At 40.1% G+C, this 24,839-nt stretch carries 18 protein-coding genes; 10 read left to right on the top strand and 8 right to left on the bottom strand.

All coding sequences use genetic code 11. The features are described 5' to 3' along the window. Nucleotides 1-170: 170 nt before the first annotated feature. From FD724_RS19345 to FD724_RS19325, 5 genes are all read right to left on the bottom strand, one after another. Nucleotides 171-1,193, bottom strand: a complete 1,023-nt coding sequence (locus tag FD724_RS19345) for an ABC transporter substrate-binding protein (protein WP_179073740.1) — start codon at nucleotides 1,191-1,193, stop codon at nucleotides 171-173. 38 nt (nucleotides 1,194-1,231) lie between these two features. After that, on the bottom strand, nucleotides 1,232-2,236 hold the full coding sequence (locus FD724_RS19340) for an ABC transporter substrate-binding protein (protein ID WP_179073739.1): 1,005 nt from the start codon (nucleotides 2,234-2,236) through the stop codon (nucleotides 1,232-1,234). 732 nt (nucleotides 2,237-2,968) lie between these two features. After that, a complete protein-coding gene (locus FD724_RS19335) occupies nucleotides 2,969-3,865 on the bottom strand; it encodes an inositol oxygenase family protein (protein ID WP_179073738.1) in 897 nt (298 codons plus the stop codon). A 487-nt stretch (nucleotides 3,866-4,352) separates the two neighbouring features. After that, nucleotides 4,353-4,676, bottom strand: a complete 324-nt coding sequence (locus FD724_RS19330) for a DUF1815 family protein (RefSeq protein ID WP_114083127.1) — start codon at nucleotides 4,674-4,676, stop codon at nucleotides 4,353-4,355. A 137-nt stretch (nucleotides 4,677-4,813) separates the two neighbouring features. Then, nucleotides 4,814-5,323, bottom strand: coding sequence for a gluconokinase (locus FD724_RS19325; RefSeq protein ID WP_179073737.1), 510 nt, complete (start codon nucleotides 5,321-5,323; stop codon nucleotides 4,814-4,816). A gap of 175 nt (nucleotides 5,324-5,498) precedes the next feature. Here FD724_RS19325 and FD724_RS19320 point away from each other — a divergent pair, with 175 nt between their 5' ends. From FD724_RS19320 to FD724_RS19305, 4 genes are all read left to right on the top strand, one after another. Beyond that, nucleotides 5,499-6,527, top strand: coding sequence for a LacI family DNA-binding transcriptional regulator (locus FD724_RS19320; RefSeq protein ID WP_179073736.1), 1,029 nt, complete (start codon nucleotides 5,499-5,501; stop codon nucleotides 6,525-6,527). Between the two features lie 147 nt (nucleotides 6,528-6,674). Further along, entirely contained in the window at nucleotides 6,675-8,093 is a 1,419-nt protein-coding gene (gene uxaC, locus FD724_RS19315; RefSeq protein ID WP_179073735.1) for a glucuronate isomerase, read from the top strand. 227 nt (nucleotides 8,094-8,320) lie between these two features. Further along, entirely contained in the window at nucleotides 8,321-9,157 is an 837-nt protein-coding gene (locus tag FD724_RS19310; RefSeq protein ID WP_179073734.1) for an SDR family oxidoreductase, read from the top strand. A gap of 2 nt (nucleotides 9,158-9,159) precedes the next feature. Continuing rightward, nucleotides 9,160-10,422, top strand: coding sequence for a lactate racemase domain-containing protein (locus FD724_RS19305; RefSeq protein WP_179073733.1), 1,263 nt, complete (start codon nucleotides 9,160-9,162; stop codon nucleotides 10,420-10,422). Nucleotides 10,423-10,685: 263 nt separating this feature from the next. Here FD724_RS19305 and ruvC read toward each other — a convergent pair whose 3' ends face one another. Further along, nucleotides 10,686-11,177: a crossover junction endodeoxyribonuclease RuvC gene (gene ruvC, locus FD724_RS19300; protein ID WP_179073732.1), complete on the bottom strand. Its 492-nt coding sequence runs from the start codon at nucleotides 11,175-11,177 to the stop codon at nucleotides 10,686-10,688. A 174-nt stretch (nucleotides 11,178-11,351) separates the two neighbouring features. Between ruvC and yvcK the strand changes: the two genes are divergently transcribed. Together yvcK and tsaE are read left to right on the top strand one after the other, a co-directional pair. Further along, nucleotides 11,352-12,740, top strand: coding sequence for a gluconeogenesis factor YvcK family protein (gene yvcK, locus FD724_RS19295; protein WP_114083120.1), 1,389 nt, complete (start codon nucleotides 11,352-11,354; stop codon nucleotides 12,738-12,740). 7 nt (nucleotides 12,741-12,747) lie between these two features. Beyond that, nucleotides 12,748-13,203, top strand: coding sequence for a tRNA (adenosine(37)-N6)-threonylcarbamoyltransferase complex ATPase subunit type 1 TsaE (gene tsaE, locus FD724_RS19290; RefSeq protein ID WP_114083119.1), 456 nt, complete (start codon nucleotides 12,748-12,750; stop codon nucleotides 13,201-13,203). Between the two features lie 647 nt (nucleotides 13,204-13,850). Here the strand turns inward: tsaE and FD724_RS19285 are convergent. Beyond that, nucleotides 13,851-15,026 (bottom strand): patatin-like phospholipase family protein, encoded by a 1,176-nt coding sequence (locus FD724_RS19285; RefSeq protein ID WP_179073731.1) that lies wholly within the window; start codon nucleotides 15,024-15,026, stop codon nucleotides 13,851-13,853. Nucleotides 15,027-15,696: 670 nt separating this feature from the next. Continuing rightward, complete coding sequence (locus FD724_RS19280; protein ID WP_179073730.1) at nucleotides 15,697-17,016, bottom strand: dihydroorotase; 1,320 nt, start codon at nucleotides 17,014-17,016, stop codon at nucleotides 15,697-15,699. A 270-nt stretch (nucleotides 17,017-17,286) separates the two neighbouring features. Here FD724_RS19280 and lepB point away from each other — a divergent pair, with 270 nt between their 5' ends. The 4 genes from lepB to FD724_RS19260 all read left to right on the top strand — a co-directional run bounded on the left by lepB (nucleotide 17,287) and on the right by FD724_RS19260 (nucleotide 24,779). Further along, nucleotides 17,287-17,940 (top strand): signal peptidase I, encoded by a 654-nt coding sequence (gene lepB, locus FD724_RS19275; protein ID WP_114083116.1) that lies wholly within the window; start codon nucleotides 17,287-17,289, stop codon nucleotides 17,938-17,940. Between the two features lie 123 nt (nucleotides 17,941-18,063). Further along, entirely contained in the window at nucleotides 18,064-18,846 is a 783-nt protein-coding gene (locus FD724_RS19270; protein ID WP_179075558.1) for an MOSC domain-containing protein, read from the top strand. A 528-nt stretch (nucleotides 18,847-19,374) separates the two neighbouring features. Then, nucleotides 19,375-22,947, top strand: coding sequence for an ATP-binding protein (locus FD724_RS19265; RefSeq protein WP_179073729.1), 3,573 nt, complete (start codon nucleotides 19,375-19,377; stop codon nucleotides 22,945-22,947). Then, complete coding sequence (locus FD724_RS19260; RefSeq protein WP_179073728.1) at nucleotides 22,944-24,779, top strand: GGDEF domain-containing response regulator; 1,836 nt, start codon at nucleotides 22,944-22,946, stop codon at nucleotides 24,777-24,779. The genes FD724_RS19265 and FD724_RS19260 overlap by 4 nt, the downstream gene beginning before the upstream one ends. The last annotated feature ends 60 nt before the right edge of the window (nucleotides 24,780-24,839 follow it).

Here is a 24,839-nt window from a genome sequence, read left to right as displayed (position 1 = left end):
TTTTAAAAGCGATTGCTATCTTGGAAAGCTCTGAATATTGAAAGGCAATATTCAGAACTTTCTACAAATGCACATATATACATCATGGGTATGTGCAAAAACTATGTCAATGTATCAAAAGACTCAATTCAGCTTAGACATAACTCTTAATTGCGAATTTACAATTATTATTATTTCCAGCCTTTTTCTGTGCTGACATTATCTTTTGTGATCAGCTTAACTGGAATCAAAATGGTGGGATTAGTAGGTTTTTTCCCATTTAAAATGTCGTTTCCAACCTGAACTGCTTTTTCAGCCATCCCTCGCGGATTTTGAGTAGCGGTTGCAGCATATATACTATCTTTAGCTGCGATCGCAGTGATTGCTTCTGGCGCACCATCAACCCCGACAATAAAGAAATCTTTACGTTGTGCTTGGTTTGCTGCTAGTTCTGCACCAACTCCACTCGGATCGTTGATGGCAAAAACCGCATCAATTTTCGGGAAGGTGGTGAGCAAATCAGTCATAACTCTCAGTCCTCCATCCCGACTACCTTCTGCATTCTGGTTTTTGGAGAGAATTTTGATATCGGGATATTTAGACAGTACACTCTCGCAGCCACTAACTCGCTGAATCACCGAGTCTACTGGCGGGCCATTAACTATTACTACATTGCCTTTACCTTTGAGGCGATCGGCAATATATTTGCAACTAACTTCTCCAGCTTGGACATTATTAGTAGTGATGGTGGCATCCACGCCTCCTTCAGCACCAGTATCTACAGCAATTACAATTCTACCTGCTTGTTTCGCTTTTTCAATTGCTGGTTTAATGCCACTTTTATCAGCAGCATTGACGATAATAATATCAGTATTGGAAGCAGTGAAATTTTCAATTTGATTGGATTGTTGATTCAGATCGTAAGCGCTGGAAACTACAGTTACATTGACATCTTTACCGCCAATTTTCTTGGCTTCTGCCTCAGTTGCTTGTCCCATGAGGACAAAGAAAGGGTTACTTAAATCGCCAACGGTAAAGGCTACTGATCGTAATTTGGAATTCCCAGTGGTAGTTTTTGTCTCTGCACTAGTATTTGTAGCAGGTTTTGTCTCAGGGTTAGTAGCAGTGTTGTTATCGGGAGAAGCATTTGTACAGCCGACAACGCCACCACTGATGATACCTAGTATGCTAGCTGCGATCGCAATCCTTTTCATATTTATCTATTTCCTAAAGTTAATTAAATTTTTCTTACTTACCAGCCTTTGTAGCTGCTGAGGTTATCTCTAGTAACCAAGTTGACTGGAATCAGAATGTCAGGTGACTCAGGTTTGTTACCCTGGATGATATCGTTGCCAATCTGAACCGCTTTTTCAGCCATCCCTGCGGGATTTTGCGCCGCAGTTGCAGCAAATACACCATCTTTGTCTTCCATTGCTTTGGTTGCATCTGGCGAACCGTCAACCCCAACAATAAAAAATTCTTTGCGTTTTGCTTGTCTTGCGGCTAAGTCTGCACCCACACCGCTTTGATCGTTCGTGGCAAAAACGGCATCTATTTTGGGAAAGGTTGTAAGCAAATCACTCATCACTCTCAATCCTCCATCCCTTGTCCCTTCGGCGTTTTGGTCTTTAGAGATGAGTTTGATACCAGGATATTTGGATAATGACTTTTCACAACCACTGACTCGCTGATTGATTGAATCCATCGGCGTACCGTTGAGGATGACTACACTACCTTGACCTTTGATGCGATCGGCAATATATTGACAAGCAATCTCTCCAGCTTGGGTATTGTTAGAGCTAATCATCGCATCTACGTCTGCATCAACGGCTGAATCTACTGCAATGACAACCTTACCTGCCAGCCTTGCTTGATCGATTACCGGTTTAACTCCTTTTTTATCAACAGCGCTGAGGATAATTAAATCAGTATTTGCAGCAGTAAAATTTTCGATTTGGTTGCTTTGTTGGTTCAAATCAAAGCCACTGGAAACCGCATTAACTCTAATATTACCGCCAATTCTCTTAGCTTCTGTCTCCGCACCCTTCTGCACTGCATTATAGAAAGGGTTTCCTAAGTCACCCAAGGCTACACCAATTGTTTGCAATTTTCTATTTGGACTATTAACTTTAGTCTCTAAACTAGTGTTGGTAGCAGTATTAGTAACATTAGCAGCAGAGTTGTCATTTGGAGTGCTATTTGTGCAGCTCACAAAAGTGAAACCTAATATGCTAACTATGAGCGCGATTGTCTTCATCTTTGTCTTATTTTTAACAACGAATTTAAATTTGATCAAGGTCGGCAGAATATTAAATATGTCTAAAATAATCAGGCACTACCTAATATTTCTACAGGATTTGGCATTTTCAACTCTTATTTAATATCTTGCAAACTGATGTGATTTGAGTTGCTACTATTCATTCCAATTCACTAAAAAATTTTATTTTTAAAGCAAACTTCTGACGATTACATCACGTCATAAAATCACACTATTTTTTGGTGAAAATGCTTTTTTAATGTGCCTGCATTGAAACTACCTTTTCCGCAAAATTTTTAGAAAAGGATATTATTCGACTTGAAAACGTCTGCTTGTCTTTTTATGAGTTTATCCTTCCTTAGTACCAAAATGAGTTTTAGTTATTAAATGTTACAAAACAAAGAAAGATTTTTAATCTATCTTTAGTTAAAATTCTTGGAATTCTAGTGCTGGAAAATGTTAAGTATTTTTAAGATTAAGTAAATTCAAAAAACTTAACATTTTCAGATTGAAATATCATAATTCAGCTCGGAGGATAAACAGTTTTAGATTTTAAATAATGCAGTTGAAAGATTTCAAATTCTAAGCTTCAAACTAGTTTTCAGCACCAATCTATAGATATAGGTTAATCTAAAATCCCAAACCTGAAATTGATTAACTGCTCCTAGCATCTCCTATAAAAATTGAGATTTTTTAGCGCACAGCAATAGCTAGTAATTGAGTGTCAGCAGTTTAAAACTTTAACGTCGTGGGTAGATATTTAGCCACTAAATCTTCATAGTATGGTCTTAAGTTTTGCCAATCGGGAGGAGTAGGGTTTTTTGAATACAAATCATAAGGATTGAATAAATTCACCCATTTAAACATTTCGCGATCGTGATTATCCATCAAATGGTTATATGCGTTTTCGCGGTGTTGAGGATAAAATGAGTGATAGCGAAGCATATACAACGCCGATTCAGGCAAATAGTTTTTCATTATCTGATATAAATACTCATCATGCCCCCATGAAATATGTACATTACTCAATCCACAATTCGGCTCGTAAATACCATATTTAGTGTTGTAATTGGGATTATTGTAATCAGGGTTGTCTTTGAAAAATTCCGAGAAAACAATTTTATCAGAGAATGCACAACCCACTGGATAAGTATCACCTACAGTAGCCCATTGAGGCTCACCAAATAGACAAAGCACCTTCCCCAGATCGTGAAAGAAGCCAGTAAGTACCATCCAATCGGGATGACCATCAGCGCGAATGGCTTCTGATGTTTGCAATAGGTGTTGTAGCTGATCCATATCTGTATCAGGATCTGAATCATCTACTAATTGATTCAAAAATTCAACTGCATCCCAAACAGACATTTCTTTCTTATCAAACTTGAGAAAATTCTTTTCTTTCTCAAGTACAAAATTATATGTTTGATTAATATGATTTAACCGATAAAATTCTTTCACCGTATCTCTAGTAGGCGTTTGGTAATTCCTATAATCTTCGGTGGTTTTACCTTCTTTAACTATGCTGTCTGGATTGGGATAGCGATTGAGTAAGTCTTCTTCCCACTCTTCTAGCGAATGTAAGGGGTTGTTTTGAGCTTGTTCGATGGAATTCTTTAAAATCTGAGACATATCCAATACTGCTCGGTTAAGGATTTTTAACTCGGAATTGGGCTTGGGGAAAAGGTTAAAGGTTTTTCCCTTCCCCTTTTCCCCTTAACCGACAAGTATTGGAGACATATCTTGTTACTTGTCGGTATTGATTTTCTAAATCGGACTTTGGGAATCCATTTATGCACAGGTGTGCAAAAGCTGTAATTGATTTATTTTTGCACACGTGTGCAAAGACGTGTGTTAAGTTTCTTTTCCATCTGCAAAACTGTGTACAACACACTTCGTCAAGCGTTTTTTACAATCCAATCGGGATTAGACAAAAGTATTGATAAAGTACACGAAATTTAGAGCGCAGACTTCAAATCAAGTACTTATGCGATCTGTGTAGGAATAAGTTTATACCAATAGATAATTCATCTGTTGGATAGATTTTTGAATAAATAGCTTTATACACACCTGTGTAAAATCTATATTAAGTTTTTTGTCGGTTTTACCTAGAGGAGTGTTAAGTTGTCAATTGTATGGTGTGCGAATACTTGATAATATTAGCCAACTCTTGCAATTGTTTTATTGCTTCTGCACCCTCCAACTTCATTAATTCGCGATCGTCCCATAATTCCATCCAAGTAATTCCGTAATCAGACACTACAAAACGAATCAGATGCTTTTCTCGTAGGCTAACCATAAATGAAGCACTCTTCATTTGGTCGCCGCACGTATAACATGAGGCAGAATACCCACGCCGCTCAAGAATAATTGTCAAGGCTTGTAGGTTCATTACCAAGTCTTGAACGAATTCTTGATGTTGTTGCGCTAATCTTAGAAACACTAGTTTTCTCCTACCACTACAGTGAGGTGGTTGCTTTTAAAACTTCTTTAGACTTACATCCGACGTATTTAGTTGCCGAAAGTTCGTGTTTTCGTAGAGACGTGATTAATCTTAACCTTACGGTTTTAACCAATCAGCTAAAGTCTCAAAGCCGTTCTAATATTCTGGACAATGATCTGGGGTGGTTGTGCAACATCCATAGATATCGTATCTAATGGTTCTTCGAGAGTATCAAACTGGCTATTGAGAAGTTTTTCGCTCATGTAATGATTGCTACGTTCTTTTAACCGTATTTGAATCAACTCATAAGAGCCTTTGAGGTAAACTAACTTAGTGCGTTCGTCCTTGGCGTTGGCGGAGCCATCGCTATCCGATACCAAAAATTGCCGATAGCTGTCTTTTAAAGCCGAACACGCCAGCACGACATTTTTATTTTCTTGCAGCCAATGTTTGATGGCTGCTTGCAAATCTTTCAACCAAGGCATCCTGTCAGCTTCAGTCAACGGGATACCGCGCCGCATTTTCTCAACATTCTCTGGTGAGTGGAAACTATCAGCATCACTAAACTCCCAGCCTAAAGAGTCTGCTAGCAGTTTTCCTATAGTGGTTTTACCAGAACCAGATACACCCATGACGATAATAATCATATTTTTTGAAGAAAAGTTAAGTTATTGAGGTAAGGGACAGGAGGCAGGAAGTAAGACTATTGAATTTTTGTATGCAAAATATGAGTTGTATTAAAATCTCTTGACAAATAACCATTATTTTCTATAATACATACAAATGCACACGTGTGCATTATTTTAAAATCTAAACTAAAAAATGAATAAACGAAGAATTTCAATTGAAGATATTGCTCGCAGAGCAGGTGTTTCTCATTCCACAGTTTCACGTGCTTTGCGAGATAATGCTCTCATTAGCCCAAAAGTGCGAGAAGAAATTAAGCAGCTGGCGCAGGAGATGAACTATGTGCCAAATGCTATAGCTCAAAGTTTGCAAAATAAACGTACTAATACCATTGGTGTAGTAGTAACTTCCATTGCAGATCCCTTTTTTGCTGAAGTAGTAGACGGCATTGAACAGATAGCCAGACCAGCCGGATTGAGTGTTTTGTTAAGTGCTTCACACCGAGATTTTGAGCAGGAAATGGCAGCTATTGATACCTTTCATCGCCGGAGAGTAGACGGAATCTTAATAGCCGACTCACGAATTAGTAAACAGCATGTAAAGCAGCTAACCCAAATTGCTGTACCAACAGTTTTAATTAACAGCCAGACCGAAGATCAATCGGAAATATTTCACTCAGTGGCAATAGACGATCGCTTAGGTGCTAGATTAGCCACAGAGCATTTAATAAGTTTGGGACACACCAGCATTGGTTATTTGGGTGTAAGCGATCGCAGCAGGTCAAACCGCGATCGCCTAGAAGGATATCAAATGGCTCTTGCTGAAGTTGGTCTACCACAAAATCCTGATTGGGTTGCAATTAGTGACGAGTATGATACCAGAATCAGCGATGTCGCCACCGGACAAAATATGCTATCTAAACTATTGACTGCTGAGGTAACAGGCATCTTTTGTTACAACGATATGGTGGCAGTTGGCGCTCTATTAGCCTGTCAAGAACTAGGTATTTTAGTACCACGAAATTTAAGCCTGGTTGGATTTGATGGTATTGCTTTAGGTAGTTATGTTACACCGGCACTTACAACAGTCAGCCAGCCGATGTTAGAAATTGGTGGCATAGCCATGCAAATGTTACTCGATTTATTAGAAGAGAAAACTGTGGAAAACCGCGTTTTATCTCCTTTTCTAGTAGAGCGTGGTAGTAGTGCAAGATTAATAAAGTAATTTGAAATCGTGTCTATCTTGAAAACTGTAGTTTTTGTGTAATTAGACTAAACCTACAAGAGAAAATGTTTCAAAATGGACAACTCTGCGTAAGACAAATCCTTATTAACACTCAGTAAAACTAAAAATTTTGACCAAACAAAAAATATGTTAACCAAAAAACCGACTTTATCTCCCGATCGCTGCTTTTCTCCAGAACCAGTTCAAAGACGACTAGCCCATCAATTCTTTGACAGCATATCTGCATTACCTTTGGTCTGCCCACACGGCCACGTAGATCCAGCCCTGTTAGCTAATCCAACAGTTCGTTTTGGTTCCCCAACCGAATTATTTATTATCCCTGATCACTACATTTTGCGGATGCTTTATAGTCGGGGCGTTCCTTTGGAAGCTTTAGGGATACCTGCTCATGATGCACCAGCAGAAACCGACCACCGGAAAATCTGGCAATTGTTCGCCGAACATTTTTATCTATTCCAGGGTACTCCATCTGGGTTGTGGCTCAAAGACGAACTAACTAATGTCTTTGGGGTGGATGAAGCTTTAAATTCTCGTAATGCTGGACGTATCTATGATTATCTGGAAAGTTTATTAGCCTTACCTGAGTTTTCCCCTCGTGCTTTATTCAAACGCTTTAACATCGAAGTGCTTTGTACTACCGATGCAGCCAGTGATAACCTAGAGAATCTGCGATCGCTCCACGAAGAAGGTTTCACTCAAATTAGACCGACTTTTCGACCAGATGCAGTAGTTAACCTAGATGCTCCTGGTTGGCGGGAAAATCTGACCAAATTGGAAAGCAGTATCGGTAGAGAAATTAGCAGTTACGCTACTTTTGTGCAAGCTTTAGAAGAACGTCGGGCTTTCTTTAAAAAAATGGGTGCAACAGCTACCGATCAAGGTGCAGCTACACCTTATACCACACGTCTTTCCGACCAAGAATCAGAAGCTATCTTTGCTAGAGCATTAATCGGCAAACTGAATCCAGGAGATGTGGAGCAGTTTACCGGTCATATATTCATGGAAATGGCTCGGATGAGTGTAGAAGATGGTTTGGTGATGCAAATGCATTGTGGTGTTATGCGTAACCATAACCCAGCTGTGTTTGAGAGATTTGGATCTGATAAAGGTGGTGATATTCCGCTAAATATAGAATGGACTCGAAATCTACACCCATTATTGTCAGCTTATGGGAACGATCAGCGCTTCCGTTTAATTATTTTTGGTATGGATGAAAGCACTTACAGCCGAGAGATGGCTCCTTTAGCTGGTCATTATCCTACTATTTTGCTCGGGCCGCCTTGGTGGTTTCACGACAGCGTAAATGGCATGGAACGCTACTTCAATCAGGTAATGGAAACTGCCGGAATTTATAATACTGCTGGGTTTAATGATGATACCCGCGCTTTCGTTTCTATTCCAGCCCGTCATAATGTCTGGCGGCGGGTAGCTTGTAATTGGTTAGCTGGATTAGTAACACGGGGATTAGTTGACGAAGAGGAAGGGTATGATATGGCACGCGCTTTAGCTTACGACCTTGCTAAAAGTGCTTACAAATTAGACTAATACAAATCAAGCTACTAGGATTAGCTTTCTCAACGTGACTCGTAAAATAAGATTGTTTTTTATCAGCGCTCTCTGTGTCTCTGCGGTTTAAAAGGAATTTATTGAACCGCAGAGGCGCAGAGGGCACAGAGTAAAGACTTTAAACAGGAATTTATTAACCAAAATTTTTACCCACCTTGAAAGAGCTAGTCCTAATATTGATTTCTTTAATTACGAATTGAAATAAGATGTCAGATTTGATTTTAAATAAACTTTTTAGCCTAAAAGATCAGGTAGCCGTAGTCACAGGCGGTTCTGGTGTACTTGGTGGGACTATGGCACGGGGTTTAGCCCTTGCTGGAGCGCGAGTAGTCGTTTTAGGTCGCAATGAAGCACGGGCGAGTGCAGTAGTAGGTGATATTACAGCTAACGGTGGAGAAAGTATTGCTGTACTGGCAGATGTTAGCGATCGCTCCCAATTAGAAATAGCCAGAGATAAAATAATACAGCGTTGGGGTCAAATAGACATCTTGGTAAACTCGGCTGGCGGTAATATTCCGGCTGCCACAATTACCCCTGATGCGACTATTTTTGATATGCCTCGCGTTGCCTTTGAGGAAGTCGTTAGCCTAAACTTACTCGGTACTCTACTCCCCAGCCAAGTTTTTGGTCAAGCAATGGTCGAAAAAAAACAGCCCCACGGTTGTATTGTCAATATTTCTTCTATGTCAGCCATCCGAGTGATTAGCCGCGTGGTTGGCTACTCAGCCGCTAAAGCTGGGATAGATAACTTTACTCGCTGGTTAGCCGTCGAACTTGCCCAGAAGTATGGGGATGGAATGCGAGTAAATGCGATCGCGCCAGGTTTCTTTATTGGAGAACAAAATCGAGATTTACTCCTAAATCCAGATGGCAGTTTGACCGTGCGTGGACAGAAAATCATCGAGCATACCCCAGCCGGACGCTTCGGAACACCGGACGAATTACTCAGTACTTTGATTTGGTTATGCAGTTCTGGTTCTAGTTTTGTGAATGGGGTAGTTATATCGGTAGACGGTGGGTTCAGTATCTACAGTGGAGTTTAATCATGTATTCACTAGCTGTAACTAACGGAACACTTTCCGACGAGCAAATTTCTGGGCTAGTTCATCAAGCTTTGGCAGATCGTCAATTAGATGGACAGCGTATTTTAGTATTAATTCCAGATGGCACTCGTACTGCTCCCATCCCTCAAATATTTCGATTGCTGCATCAGGAGTTGGGTAAAAGAGTTCCAGCTCTAGATTTTTTGATCGCTCTGGGTACACATAATCCGATGAGTGAAGAACAGATTAATCACTTAGTGGGGGTGACACCAAAAGAGCGAGAGACAACCTTTAAAAAAGTTCGCATATTTAACCACCTGTGGAATGAGCCAGATATCTTTATTTCCTGTGGAGTAATTTCGGCAGATGAGATAGCAGAAATTAGCCGGGGAATGCTACATCAATCGGTTGAAGTCAGGGTTAACAAGCTTGTAACACAGTACGATCTAATAATGATTTGCGGCCCTGTGTTTCCCCACGAAGTTGTCGGTTTTTCTGGTGGAAATAAATACTTTTTTCCTGGTATTGGTGGTCAGGAAGTAATTGATATATCCCACTGGTTAGGTGCTTTAATAACCAGTTACGAAATTATTGGGACATCGGGAATAACACCAGTTCGGCGCTTGATTAACCGAGCTGCTAACCTAATTTCTACACCGAAACTTTGCTTGGCGATGGTGGTTGCACCCAAAACAAATCAGCTAGCAGGACTTTACATAGATGAACCAGAGTCAGCCTGGGAAGCCGCCGCAAAATTATCCGACAAACTGCATATTACTTATGTAGATCGGTCTTTTAAACAAGTGCTTTCAGTAATGCCCGAAATGTATGATGACATTTGGACAGCCGCGAAAGGAATGTACAAGCTAGAGCCAGTAGTGGCTGACGGAGGCGAAGTAATTATATATGCTCCTCACATTACTGAGTTTAGCTACACACACGGTGAAATTCTGTCTCAAATTGGCTACCATGTACGGGATTATTTCCTCAAACAGTGGGATAAATTTCAAGCCTATCCCGGTGGAGTGCTGGCTCATAGCACTCACTTAAAAGGTATGGGTACATTTGATTTTATAGAAGGGGAACAAGCGCGGATTCGTGTCACTTTAGCCACTGGTATTTCTGCTGAACGCTGTGCTGCCCATAACTTAAACTATCGCGATCCAGCTACCATTAGACCTACAGAATGGGCTAACCGTGAGGATGAAGGTATCTTACTTGTGCCGAAAGCTGGCGAAATATTATACCGTCTAATACAAGTGTGAGAATTTGTGAAGTTATTGAATACCATGAGCGATCGCTTATTGCCAATCAAAGTTGATCAGTTCAGGCGATCGCCCTCATAGCCATTAATATATAGATAGAACGCTCATACCATTTCTTTGTGAGGCTTCCCCAAACCCTTTTAACTTCTTTCTTTGTGTCCTTTGCGTCCTTTGCGGTTCGTTTTTCTTTCTTTTACTTATGGTTTAGCGCATCTTCATACAGAATTGGTATTACTTCTCAGTTCAACTAATTATTCTTCAGTTTACAGCTGATAAGAAGCCGTCAAAGCCACTGCCAAAGCATCAGCAGCATCATCTGGCTTAGGAATCTCATCTAAATCTAACTCCCGTGCTACCGCTTCTTGCACATCTAATTTATCTGCATTGCCATATCCCGTTAAAGCTTGCTTAATTTGAGCCGGAGTAAACTCTACATAAGGAAGACGACGCTGGCCCAACACCAAAATTAATACACCCCGCGCCTGTGCAACCAGAATTGTATTTGACATGCGATAGAAGAATAGTTTCTCGATCGCAACCAAATCTGGTTGAAATTCCTCCATCACGGTGTGTAAATCATCAAACAAGGTACATAGCCTCAGTCCCATTTCTACATCTGCTGACGTTTTAATTACCCCGAAATCCAGCATATTTACTGTAGTTTCTGGTACCTTGTTGGCAATTTGTGTGCAGGTAATTACCCCAAACCCTAAAGTTGCCAGTCCTGGATCTAATCCTAAAATTCGTTTTTCCATTCAATTCACTTTTACTAAACCAGGGTATTGTTTAACTAGGAATACTGGCAATCTTGACCACTTGCTCTTAGTCTAATGGAATTGACAAATATAATAGTTTCACGCCTAGTGTTAAAAACCAAGTGGTGTACATTTTCTGTTAATTATTGTTTGTAGCACTGCTGTAAATCAGGTATGTCAATTGGTTTTCTCAGACAAGCCCTCAACGCCCTGCAAAAGCAGTCGCGTTCTCGAACTTCCTATCGGGTTAACCAGTGGTTCAAATGGTTATCCCCTGGACTATCGGTAAAACGTTGGTTGTTGATAAGTATTGGGGGTGTACTGCTGGCGAGTTTGGGGTTAGCTATTTGGGTTAAGCTGACCCCAATTTTTTGGATGATCGAATTGTTTAGGGGTTTCCTTGGAGTAATCACCAACATCTTACCCAACTATATCAGTGGGCCTTTGGTGCTGCTTGGGGGATTGCTGTTAGTGCTTTGGGGACAAACTCGCACTGTCGGCTCAATTACTAAGGTACTAAGGGCAGAAGGCGGAGAAGAACTCATCGATGTTTTGCTGGCACATCATCGATTGTACCGAGGCCCGAAAATAGTAGTAATTGGTGGTGGTACGGGGCTTTCTACGTTGTTGAGGGGGCTAAAAACCTACAGCGCTAATATTACTGCTATTGTCACTGTTGCCGATGATGGTGGATCTTCTGGGCGGTTGCGTCAAGAATTTGGAGTGTTACCACCAGGGGATATTCGCAATTGTTTGGCTGCACTAGCAGATGAAGAAAAGTTGTTAACAGAATTGTTTCAATACCGTTTTCGGGCTGGAGATGGGTTAACGGGTCACAGTTTTGGCAATTTGTTTTTAACGGCAATGAGTGATATTACTGGAGATTTAGAACAAGCAGTTGCAGCCAGTTCTAAGGTGCTAGCGGTACGGGGACAAGTACTACCGGCAACTCTCAGTGATGTTCGCCTCTGGGCAGAATTAACCGATGGTCGCCGCATTGAGGGCGAGTCTAGCATTCCTAAAGCTGGTGGGAAAATTGTCAAAATTGGCTGCATTCCAGCTAATCCGCCGGCAGTGCCAGCAGCGATTAAAGCAATTAAAGAAGCTGATTACATCATTATTGGGCCAGGTAGTCTTTATACAAGTCTCATTCCTAATTTATTAGTACCAGAAATTGCCGATGCGATCGCTCAAACAGATGCCCCTCGTATTTATATCTGCAATATCATGACTCAGCCAGGAGAAACTGAAGGCTACACTGTTGCAGATCACATTAGAGCAATTGATGCTGCTTGTGGGGAAAGACGGCTATTTGATGCTGTGCTAATCCACAAAAAATCCCCATCAGAGCAATCACTTATCCGCTACGCCGAACAAAACTCTCATCCCGTTTTCCTAGATAGAGAAGCCGTAACTCAACTAGGGCGAAGGATTGTTGCAGCTAATGTTTTATATGAAGATGAAACGGGTTTTGTCCGTCACAATCCGCAGAAACTAGCACAAGTGTTGTTGCGGTGGTACGGTAGAGGTCATTATGGAAAAAGGAGAAGCATCACGTCTTGACTCGGTTATGAAAATTTTTCTTGCAGATACAGAGGCGACGCTACACTTAGGTATTACTCTCGGTCAATCCCTGACTGCTGGCAGTGTAATTTTACTTGAAGGTGATTTAGGCGCTGGTAAAACTACCTTAGTTCAAGGTATTGGTAAGGGTTTGGGAATTGCTGAATCTATTGTCAGTCCCACTTTCACCCTGATTAATGAGTACACAGAAGGACGGCTCCCCCTTTACCACCTAGATTTATATCGCTTAGAACCACAAGAAGTTGCAGCCCTAAATTTAGAAAGTTATTGGGAAGGTATTGAGGTCATACCAGGAATTGTGGCAGTTGAATGGGCGGAACGATTGCCCTACAAACCAGATAGTTATCTAAGTGTGAGTTTGACTTATGGGGATGGGGGTACTCGTCAAGTCGAACTTATACCATTCAATTGTGCCCTTAGTGAAGCCATTGCTGCTATCTAAGCTCATATCCCGACCGAAGTACAAGAGATTTCACTTTTTTAGATCGCAACACTAAAAAATTTTTGCTAATAGTTGAGGGAGAACTTCACACTCCTTCTATCTGCCACTACCACGCTCACCACTGTAAATCACTAACATTGTTATCTCAACCCAAAATAAGTGAAAAATTTTTGTAACAGCAGCTTTATTACTGCAATTATCAGTTAAAAAACTGATTTAGATAGTGTATGAATTAAGAAAAGGTAAACTGTTGTTGGGTTAAATGAGAGTTTTGCAGCACCTAGTCAGCTTGATTTAACCTGATTGGTTCTCTACTCTCATTAAGAGAACAAATCTGGATTATTTAGCTGTCAAATCTAGTAGAAAAAAGTTAAATAACATCAAGCTATCTAGAAGTTATCTAACTTTTCCTTATACTCAATATACCCAAACTAAAGTCACAATGTATACACAATAATACTGATTTATATAATAATTAAAAAATTCATTTAAGTAATTGTAAATACCAATAAATTCTTCTATTGACATCTGTAATTATCACTCTTAGCAGATTTAAATAAAACATCTCGTATTTCTACATAACTATCGTAGAAATACGAGATGTTTTATCTTATGTTAGTTGAGATTAATATATCTACGTGGATGCACTAGTTTTCTCTAATGAAAGAAGCGATCGCTTTTTTTATCGGTAATCCAGAGTCATCCCTGGTATAGTACGTAAGGCCTTGATCGATAAATGCCGAGGTAGTATCTATTAACTGCTGAATAATCTCTGGACTAGTATTATCTATTTCTTGAGTAACTTTTTTGCCTGTAAATCGGTTTTTTCGCTCTTCTGTAGGTAATACAATACGAGGATCTTTATAAGTTTCTTTTGGCTTGGGTTTAAATGTCTCATTTAATTCAAACTGAAGACGCAAGTAACGTTTAGACTCGTATCCACCCATGATTTGACGGCAAATTGTGCTATCAATCTCAGATGTAGGTTCCATAAAGATATTAGTCAGATTTTGTACCCAGTCTAAGCCTTTCCATTTACTTATTTGCTTATATTGATATGGTTCACCAGTTTGACCTGTGCCAATAGAAAGGATAGAAATATCTTCCAATCGCAGATTATTTAGGTTATATTTTTGCTTGATTTCTGGAGATACTGAAGACTGGCTGATCCTCATAACTAAACTCAAAGCTGCAAGACAGGGATTGTTAGCAGAAACTCCTCCATCTATGTGTGGAAATTCCCAATCGCCAAACTTTTCTTTATCTACAGGTTCTAATTTATATGGCGGAAAAAAAGTAGGTGCAGAGGCAGAAGCGGTACATATCTCCCATAAATAACAGTCATCGTACCATCTGTCTCCTAGATCGGGATGACAATTTGTAAAAAAGGTTGTATTGCGATATAGCGTATCGTAAGCCAAAATCAAGATAATAGGTTTTTCAACATCTTTTATTCTTGTGTATTTATAAGCATCTTTGAGGACACTAATAATTCCATCATGAGAATATTTAGATGCTGAAAATACATCAAGAATTGATTTGATGACGGACGGCAAATTTTTATAGAGTTCTTTTCTATTCGGCGAAAAGATATCTTTACCTTTATCTATATACATTTGAATAAGTTCATCACTTGTCTTTCCTACAGCAATCCCTCCTGTCAATATTGAACCAGTAGAAGTGCCAGCAATGAGGTCAAAGTATTCGTGTAAAAAGTTCCCTTTACTCTGGTTTCTAATTTCTTGTTCTACTTGTTTAAGCATTCGGGCTGCAATAACTCCCCGAATACCGCCACCATCTAAAGCTAAAATTTTGAAGGACATAGCAATTCTCCTTGATTATTTCTCTGGTTATCTTTTCGGGCATAGTTTCTGGTAAATACATGACCTGGATGAAGGTCATATATGTTTCATTTTGTTTACTCCTATCCAGCTGTAAGATTTAACGAACCGCCTTCACTACGAGACACTACGCGTAGCTTGCTTTCCCATAAAGGTAGGCGCAACGTCTCGTTAGATAATGTTTTAAAAGTCTCCTTATCGGTATCGAAAGTTCTAGATCCCCCCTAACCCCCCTTAAAAATGGGGGAACCGGAATCAAAGTCCCCCTTTTTAAGGGGGATTTAGGGGGATCTGAAAGTGCCTAAAGTCAGAGCGAAACACTTTTCAAACAACCTCTTAGAGAAGGACACCAAGTAGGGAAAACGAAGATTAAATAGCTAATCTTATAGCCGTAAGGAGGGAGTTATTGAAGATTTGACTTCAAACACTTATAAATAAATTCAGAGTTTCATGTTGCAATTTTTGATACAGCAATAAGTCAATACCCTTTGGTTAAAAGGGTAAAGAAGGAAAAACAAAGATTTTCGTCTTTTAGCTTTAACCAAACCGCATTGGTCTAGTCTTAACTCTGGATAGATGAAAATCTTGCCTATTCAAGTATGGCTTTGATGTATAAATATCTGTCTACTACATAAGCTTAAATAAACATTTGCTACAAGAAAGTTAAAGCTTGACCCCGCACTTGGGTATTTACTTGACCTTTCTCGTAAACTATCTCACCGCCGACAATGGTAGTTGTAGCCCAGCCTGTGAGGTTCCAGCCTTCAAATGGACTCCAATGGCATTTGGTTAAAAGTTCCTCACGCCGGACTGGACGGTATGTATTTAAATCTACAAGCACTAAATCAGCATCATAACCAGGTGCGATCGCTCCTTTATTGGGAATACCATAAGCCACAGCTACATTCTTAGACATCCAGTTGACAACTTGGGAAACAGTACACTTTCCCTCCATCGCCGCAGTTAACATCACAGCTAGGGAAGTTTCTACCCCAGGCATTCCTGAAGGAGTATTGGGGTATTCTTGAGCTTTTTCTTCTAAGGTGTGGGGTGCGTGATCTGTAGCGATAAAATCAATCACGCCATCGCGTAAAGCTTGCCAAAGGACTTCGTTATCGTGGGGCGATCGCAAAGGTGGATTCATCTGTGCTAAAGTACCAATCTTTTCATAAGCACTGGTGTTCAACACCAAATGCTGTGGCGTTACCTCTGCTGTCACCCAGCTAGGTTTCTCTTGACGCAGCAAATCTGCTTCTTCGGCTGTTGACAGATGGAGAATATGCAAACGACGTTGATATTTTTGAGAAAGTTTTAATGCCAGTTGGGTTGCCAATAAAGCCGCTTGATTATCTTGAATTTGCGAGTGAACGGCTGGATCATGAATGTTGGCAAATTCTTGGCGACGTTGGTTGATTCTAGCTTGGTCTTCGGCATGAACAGCAATCAAGCGATCGCCTTTAGCAAATATCGTCTCCAGTGCTGTTTCACCATCAACTAGCAACTGACCGTGCATCGACCCCATGAAAATCTTAATTCCCGGTGTGGGTTTGGCCAAAAGCAAGTCTGGAAGATTCTCTGCTGTTGCCCCAATAAAAAAGCCATAATTAACCAAGGACTTTTGTGAGGCCCGTTCTAGCTTGTCGTCTAAAGCTTGCTGTGTCGTTGTTAGGGGGCGCGTATTAGGCATTTCTAAAAAAGAAGTGACTCCACCTTTAGCGCAGGCACAACTGGCGGTGAATAAATCTTCCTTGTGTTCTAAACCAGGTTCCCGGAAATGTACCTGCGGATCAATCACTCCCGGCAACAAAGTTAACCCTTCTGCGTCAATTTCAGTGACTACTGCTGTTTGGGAGATTTCTGGCGCAACTTCGACTATTTGGCGATCGCGGGTCAACACATCCCCAATCATCATTTCACCATTGGGTAGGACTATGCGAGCGCGACGGATCAGTAAAATTTGTGGAGATGACATAAGGCTAACTTTTTTAGGCAGGGAGCTATATATTACAGATAACTATGCTTTTAGGTTAAACTTAGTCGCGCTCTGAGTGTTAATTTTTTTGCTGACCGTTAAAAAAAAGTTTATTTTTAATCTATGAAGAACCCCCTTTATCAATAATCTAAAATTGGTAGTCAAGATGCGAACATAACCAGGAAATTAAAATTTTCCCGTTAAGATTAACAGATAAAGTCTCACTAGGTGAGTTAATTACCTACATCTTTCCTTCAGTTAAGTAATTTCATGCAAAATCAAGTGTCTGATAACAACTCTAGTCAACAACCCGATAATTCCTGGATCGCAGAGCTAGGTAGAACAATTGTATTGAGTATTGTTCTAGCTCTGGGAATTCGTACCTTTGTTGCTGAAGCACGCTGGATTCCTTCTGGGTCAATGGAACCCACTCTGCATGGTACGCCAAACCAGTGGGAAGCAGACAAAATCATTGTCGATAAGTTGAAATATAAATTTGCTGACCCGCAGCGTGGAGATATCGTAGTATTTTCACCCACGAAAGAGTTACAAAAAGAACAATACCAGGATGCTTTTATTAAAAGAGTAATTGGCTTACCTGGAGAACAAGTACAACTCAGAGATGGCAAGGTCTATATTAATAACAAACCCCTTCCAGAAACTAATTATCTCAGTTCTGGTCAAAGCACAGTTATTAATGTTTGCCAATCAGGGCCACAGCCACCTTTTTTGGAAAAACCCCAGACTATACCAGATGATTCATATTTAGTACTAGGTGATAATCGTAACAATAGTTATGATGGACGCTGCTGGGGTGTTGTCCCTCGCCAGAATATTATTGGCCGGGCTGTAGTTCGTTTTTGGCCTCTAAATCATGTTGGAGGAATAGATAAAGTACCACCATATCCCCAAACAACCCGATAACAGATAATTTAGCTTGATGCTTTTGCTCAAGAAGAATTTAGTAAGGTGGATAAATCATAAAATAATTTTAGATTGGTGATTTAGCAGTCTCTAATCTAAAATCTAAAATCTAAAATTACTATGATGCCTTACCTAGCCAAGATTTTACTGTATCCAGTAAAATCACTGGATGGTGTTGAAGTTGAAAAGGTTGGAGTTCTTGCCAGTGGCGCACTACAGCATGACCGCGAGTTTGCCATCTTTGACGAGCGGGATAAATTTGTCAATGGCAAGCATCATGCTAAAATCCATTTACTAAGGGCGCAATTTGCACTATTCAATAGAACTATTTCGCTACAAATCCCAGGCGGCGACTCACAACAAGTTTTTCATCTGGATGACGAACGGCAAGCCCTAGAAGCAACTTTGAGTAATTATTTTGAGTTTGCTGTTACATTAAGGCAAAACTCTCTGATGGGCTTTCCTGACGATACCCACTCGCCAGGCCCAACGGTAATTAGTACAGCAACGTTGACAGAAGTAGCTTCTTGGTTTCCCGGTTTAAGTGTAGATGAAATACGCCGTCGGATGCGTGCCAATATCGAGATTGATGGTGTACCAGCATTTTGGGAAGATCGGCTATTTAGCGAACAAGGTAATTTAGTCTCCTTTCGAGTGGGAGATGTAGATTTTTTTGGGGTTAATCCATGCCAGCGTTGTATAGTTCCAACACGCGATTCTTACTCAGGGGAAGCTTACCCAAGCTTTCAAAAAATATTTGCAACCCAGAGGCAAGCAACTCTGCCTAATTGGGTTGCTTCATTGCCTTTTAATCACTTTTACAGATTGAGTGTTAATACTCAATTGCCTATATCCTCAGCCGGAAAAATTTTACAAATCGGTGATAAAGTTGACATACTTCTATAAGGAAATTAACATTTATTTACAATAAAAAACACTAAGTAAATTTTCTTGGATTTTTTTTGTTATTACTATGTATTTGCATGAAAATTTTAAAATTGTTGTAGTTAGATATAGGTTTTTGTGCAAGTCCAGAGGTTTCGAGACTGGAAAATCAAGACCTCAGCAATTAGAAATTAAATTTAGGATTAGGTGCTAATGGCAACCTGAATTTTAGAATGGCATACTGTAGCTTATCGGTTACATTTCAGTTGTTCTGAGTAAATGTACTGATACGTTGTCAGATAAAACTGAGCAAATTAAGCCGTAATGGTTACAAATCGGCTATGCCTACGCAAAATTTGAAAATTGGAGGTTGGAGAAACTTAACCAGTCAGACAAGTATCCAAACAAAATTTTTAATGCTTTTTTTATACTCAATTTTCTCAGAGATGTCATGATCAAAGTGATGACATACCGTAATTTTTTTGGTATTAAATGTAGCTGGCATAGCAAAAATGCCCCAAATATATGCTGGGGAAAAATTAAACAACAATGTTATCCAAACTTCAGTCCGTCAAATCTCTTAATTGCTTGGTTGGCAAAGTTTACGCCAGGATGCCCCTAAAGTATGTTCTGATTGTCCCCTTTATATTGCAAATTTGCGGGGCGGTGGGGCTTGTGGGCTATCTTTCGTATCAAAACGGACAAAAAGCGGTAAGAGAGCTTGCTAGCCAATTAGAAAATGAAATCTGCGATCGCATTGAACAGCATCTTAATAACTATTTAACAACTCCGAAGCAAATAAATCAAATTAACCTAGATGCGGTTGAGCTAGGTATGCTCAACCTTTCTGACTTTAAAACTGCCGGAAATTACTTTTGGAAACAAATGCAGGTTTTCAATGTTGGCTACAACAGCTTTGCCAACCCCAAAGGGGAATTTATCGGTATTGAACGTTTAGATAATGGCAAGCTGTTGATTAATGAAGTTAGTCAAAAGCATGGTATTGGGAAACTTTATATTTATGATTCAGACTTGAAGGGAAATCGTCGCCAGCTTCAGCAAGTTAAAGATTACGATCCTCGGACAGAAGCGTGGTATACAGATGCAGTCAAGGCAGGCAAACCCGTTTGGAGTCAAATTTATCAATGGGAAGATAAACCAGAAGTTTTATCTATATCTTCCAGCTATCCTGTTTACGATAAGACCCGCAAGCTGGTTGGGGTGATTAGTGTTGATTTAATTTTGTCACAAATTAGCAACTTTTTAACCAAATTAAACACCGATCAATCGGGTAAAGCTTTTATTTTAGAGCGTTCTGGGTTAATAGTGGCTTCTTCTACCGAACCACCATATAGCATCATTAATGGTCAAATAAAACGTCGAACAGCATTAGAAAGTCGAAATTCTTTAATTAGGCTCACAACCCAGTCTTTGATCAAACGCTTTGGTAGTCTTGGGTTTGTGGTGGGGAAGCAACAGCTAACTTTTAGCGCCGATGGAATGCGTTATTTTGTACAAGTAAAAAGTTGGAAGGATGAACTGGGTTTAGATTGGCTAATCGTGGCGGTGATTCCTGAAGGCGAATTTATGAAGCAAATTAATGAGAACACCCGCATCACCGTTTTGCTGTGCATAGTTGCTTTTTTAGTGGCTACAAGAATCGGGATTTTAACTGCTCGCTGGGTAATTAAGCCGATTTTACAATTAAACACATCAGCTAAGAAAATTGCTCAAGGTGAATGGGAGCAAACACCAGAAATTCAGCGCTCCGATGAGTTGGGGGAACTAGCCAAGTCATTTGAAACTATGGCAAAGCAGCTGCAAGCATCCTTCAGTGTTTTGGAGGCAAAGAATGCTCAGATGCAAGTTTTAAATGAAGCTCTATCTGAAAGTCAGAGTCGGCTAACTCAATTTTTAGAAGCTATGCCAGTAGGTGTATTTATCATAGATGCTGAAGGTGAACCTTATTACACAAATCATATTGGGCAGCAAATTCTTGGTCAAGGAGCGATCGCAGAAGTTAGCAGCGAACAATTGTCAGAGGTATATCAAGCTTACCTTGCCGGCACAGATCGACTTTACCCCAGCGATCGCCTACCAATTTTGAGAGCATTGCTTGGGGAAAGTACCAGGATTGATGATATGGAAGTTCGCCATTTTGACAAGATTATTCCCATTGAAGTTTTGGGCAAGCCCATCTATGATGAATCGGGAAATTTGGCTTTTGCGATGGCTACCTTTTTTGATATCACCCAACGCAAACAAGCAGAAAACTTATTAGCAGAATATAATCGCACCTTAGAAGCTCAAGTCAAAAAACGTACTGAAGAGTTCCAGCAAGTGATTGAGCAACTGCAAACCACCCAAGAAGAACTAATTCAATCGCAAAAAATCGCTGCCCAAGAACAGCAAGCAGCCGTTCGGGAAGCAGCGCGAAGTGCCGCCGCCAACCTCGCCAAAAGCGAATTCCTGGCGAACATGAGCCACGAACTGCGTACCCCACTCAACGCCATTCTTGGTTTCACCCAAGTTATGAGCCGAGATTATTCGCTATCTAGCGAACACCAAGAAAACTTGGCAATTATTAATCGTGCTGGCGAACATCTACTTAACTTAATTAACGACATTCTAGAAATGTCTAAAATCGAAGCTGGGAGAATCACATTAAATCGCAGTAGCTTTGACTTAATTCATTTATTGAATAACTTAGAAGAGATGCTGTATTTGCGTGCTGCATCGAAGGGCTTACAAATAGTATTTGAGTATGCACACGACATTCCTCAGTACATAGAAACCGATGAAAATAAACTATTTCAAGTCTTGCTCAACCTCTTGGGGAATGCCATCAAATTTACTGATATTGGCAGAGTCACGCTACGGCTGAGATGGGAGCAGGGGGAGGAAAATCTTTCTTATAACCCTCGTCTCTTGTTCGAGGTACAAGACACTGGTTGCGGTATTAATCCGCAAGAAATTGGCTTGCTGTTTGAGGCTTTTGAGCAAACCGAAATCGGTAGAAAATCTCAACAGGGAACAGGACTCGGTTTAGCAATTAGCCGTAAATACGTGCAACTGATGGGGGGAGATATTACAGTCAGCAGTACTCCTGGTATAGGTAGTACATTTGCCTTTGATATTCAAATTGCTTTAGCTTGCCCTAGAGAAATGCCGATAACCCAAATTAAATCTCAAATTCTATCTTTAGCGCCGACTGAAAAAGCATACCGCATCTTAGTGGTTGATGATGCCAAAGAAAGCCGTCTACTGCTAGTTAAAATTCTGACATCTCTGGGCTTTGAAGTCAGGGAAGCTACAGATGGTGTGGAAGCAGTTAGTAATTGGGAATCTTGGCAACCACACTTGATTTTTATGGATATGCGAATGCCGATCATGGACGGCTACGAAGCTACAAGAATAATTAAAGGTAAACAAGTAGGGTATGGGACAGCCAATAGATTACGGAGGTTCCCAAAATTTAAACAACTGACATCATCGGGGAGCCAGTATCTTAACGGAGGGTTAACCGATTCAGGTGACTGTGAAGTTCTAAAAACTATATACAAAGCCTCTCCCACACCAGAAATAGCTGGTGTCGTGGAACACAATCATGACGCTTCTGGTGCGGCCATTTTGCGATCGCCAAAAGCCCTAGCTCCCTATTTCGACTTTTTGGAGACAGCGCAGGGTTGTTTGAATAAACACACAATCGTTATTGCCCTAACCGCTAGCGCCTTTGAGGAAGAACGCCAGAAGATTTTATCTATTGGCTGCGATGATTTTATTCGCAAGCCATTCACACAGGAAGTATTATTGGAAAAACTGAGCCAACATCTGGGTGTAAAGTATACCAATCAAGTAGAAAACCCAAATACAGCAGTTGCCGAGCAAGCTACACAGATATTTGTTAGTTTTGCTGAACTCCTGAGTCATTTATCACAAATGTCACCTGAGTGGCTTCAAAAGATCCACTATGCCGCAGCCAGCTGTAGCGATGAATTGATTTTAGAGTTAATCAAGCAAATTCCCTCAGATAATGTTCAGGTATCGCAAGTTCTTAGGGATTTAGCAAATAACTACCAGTTTGAGAAAATTATGGAATTGACTAGAACAAACGTAGAATGAATTACGAGCATTTAGACCCTAATAAAAAAGATATTTTGATCGTTGACGATATGGCGGACAACCTGCGGGTTTTATCCTCAATATTGACAAGGGAAGGGTATAACGTTCGTAAAGCCTTGAACTGGCAAATGGCACTGACAGCAACTCAAACAGTATTGCCGGATCTGATTTTGCTCGATATTATGATGCCAGAAGTAGATGGCTATGAAATTTGTCAGGCATTTAAAGCTTGGGAGCTAACAGCCGATATTCCGGTAATTTTTATTAGCGCTTTAGATGATGTTTTTGACAAAGTTAAAGCCTTTAAGGTAGGTGGTGTAGACTACATCACTAAACCTTTTGAGTTTCAAGAAGTTTTAGTGCGCGTGAAAAATCAACTGGCATTGAGGTCAGCGCGATTAGAAATATTGAAACTAAATGTAGAATTGGAACATCGGGTAACACAGCGAACTGAGGAGCTAGAAAAAGCTCTTCAAAAACTTCAAAAAGAAATTAATTCCCGTCAAAAATTACAAAGTAAACTATTAGATATAGCGCTGCATGATTCGCTGACTGGATTACCAAACCGAGTGTTGTTTATGAGAAGACTAGATAATGCTCTCAATCGAGCCAAACAAGAATCTAGTTATCAGTTTGCAGTACTTTTTTTAGACTGCGATCGCTTCAAAGTTGTCAATGATTCCCTTGGTCATTTGGTAGGAGATGAATTGCTGATTTCTATCGCTCGTCGCCTGCAAGCGTGTCTCATACCTATTGATACTCTAGCCCGACTGGGTGGTGATGAATTTGGAATTCTCTTAGAAAATATTACGGATATCAATATAGCAATCCAAGTTGCCGATAGGATTCTAAAACAGCTATCACTTGCTTTTAAACTATCAAGATATGAAGTCTTTATGAATGCCAGTATTGGCATTAGTTGGGGCAATAAAGATTACGATCGTCCAGAGTATTTGCTGCGGGATGCTGATACGGCAATGTATCGGGCTAAGGCTCAAGGAAGAGCCAAATATCATGTTTTTAATCCAGCGATGCATCAGGAAGCTATTCAGCTTTTAGAGTTAGAAAATGACCTAAGAAGGGCTGTTGAAAGGCAAGAATTCCTCGTTTATTATCAGCCAATTGTTTCTCTAATTACAGGTAGAATTTCTGGATTTGAAGCCTTGGTGCGCTGGCAACATCCAATTCGTGGTCTAGTTCCTCCTACAGAATTTATTCCTGTAGCAGAAGAAACAGGTTTGATTAATGCCATCAATACTTGGGTATTACAGTCAGCTTGTCATCAACTAAGCATCTGGCAACATCAGCCAGTGACACCAGAACCTCTAACTATTAGTGTCAATTTGAGTGCTAGGTTATTTTTACAACCCAATTTTGTAGAACAAATTGACAGAATTATTTATGAAACTAAAATAAATCCTACATATTTAGAATTAGAAATAACAGAAAGTGTAATTATGGAAAATACTAATGCAATTAAGATAATTTTTCAACAACTAAAACAGCGAAACATAAAGTTGATCATGGATGACTTTGGTACAGGATATTCCTCTTTAAGTTACCTGCACAGCTTTCCTTTAAATGCCCTCAAAATTGATAAATCTTTTGTCAAACGTATGCAGGATAACAAAGAAAATATGGGGTTAGTACCAGCAATGATTGGCATTGCCAATTCAATGGGCATGAGTGCGATCGCTGAAGGTGTCGAAACAGAAGAACAGTTAGCCCAGTTGAGAAGTCTAAATTGTAATTTTGCTCAAGGATTTCTGTTTTCTGAACCCATAGAACAACAATTGGTTGTTAAGTTGCTTGCCGCATCACCTCAATGGTAGCTATCCACTAAGTATTTGTAAAAATTTTAATTGTTGGCGTTCGGCTAGATTATCTATGTC

The organism is Nostoc sp. C057, from assembly GCF_013393925.1.
In the GTDB taxonomy this organism is placed as follows: Bacteria; Cyanobacteriota; Cyanobacteriia; order Cyanobacteriales; family Nostocaceae; genus Nostoc; species Nostoc muscorum_A.
This window is presented reverse-complemented; position numbering and strand designations above follow the sequence as displayed.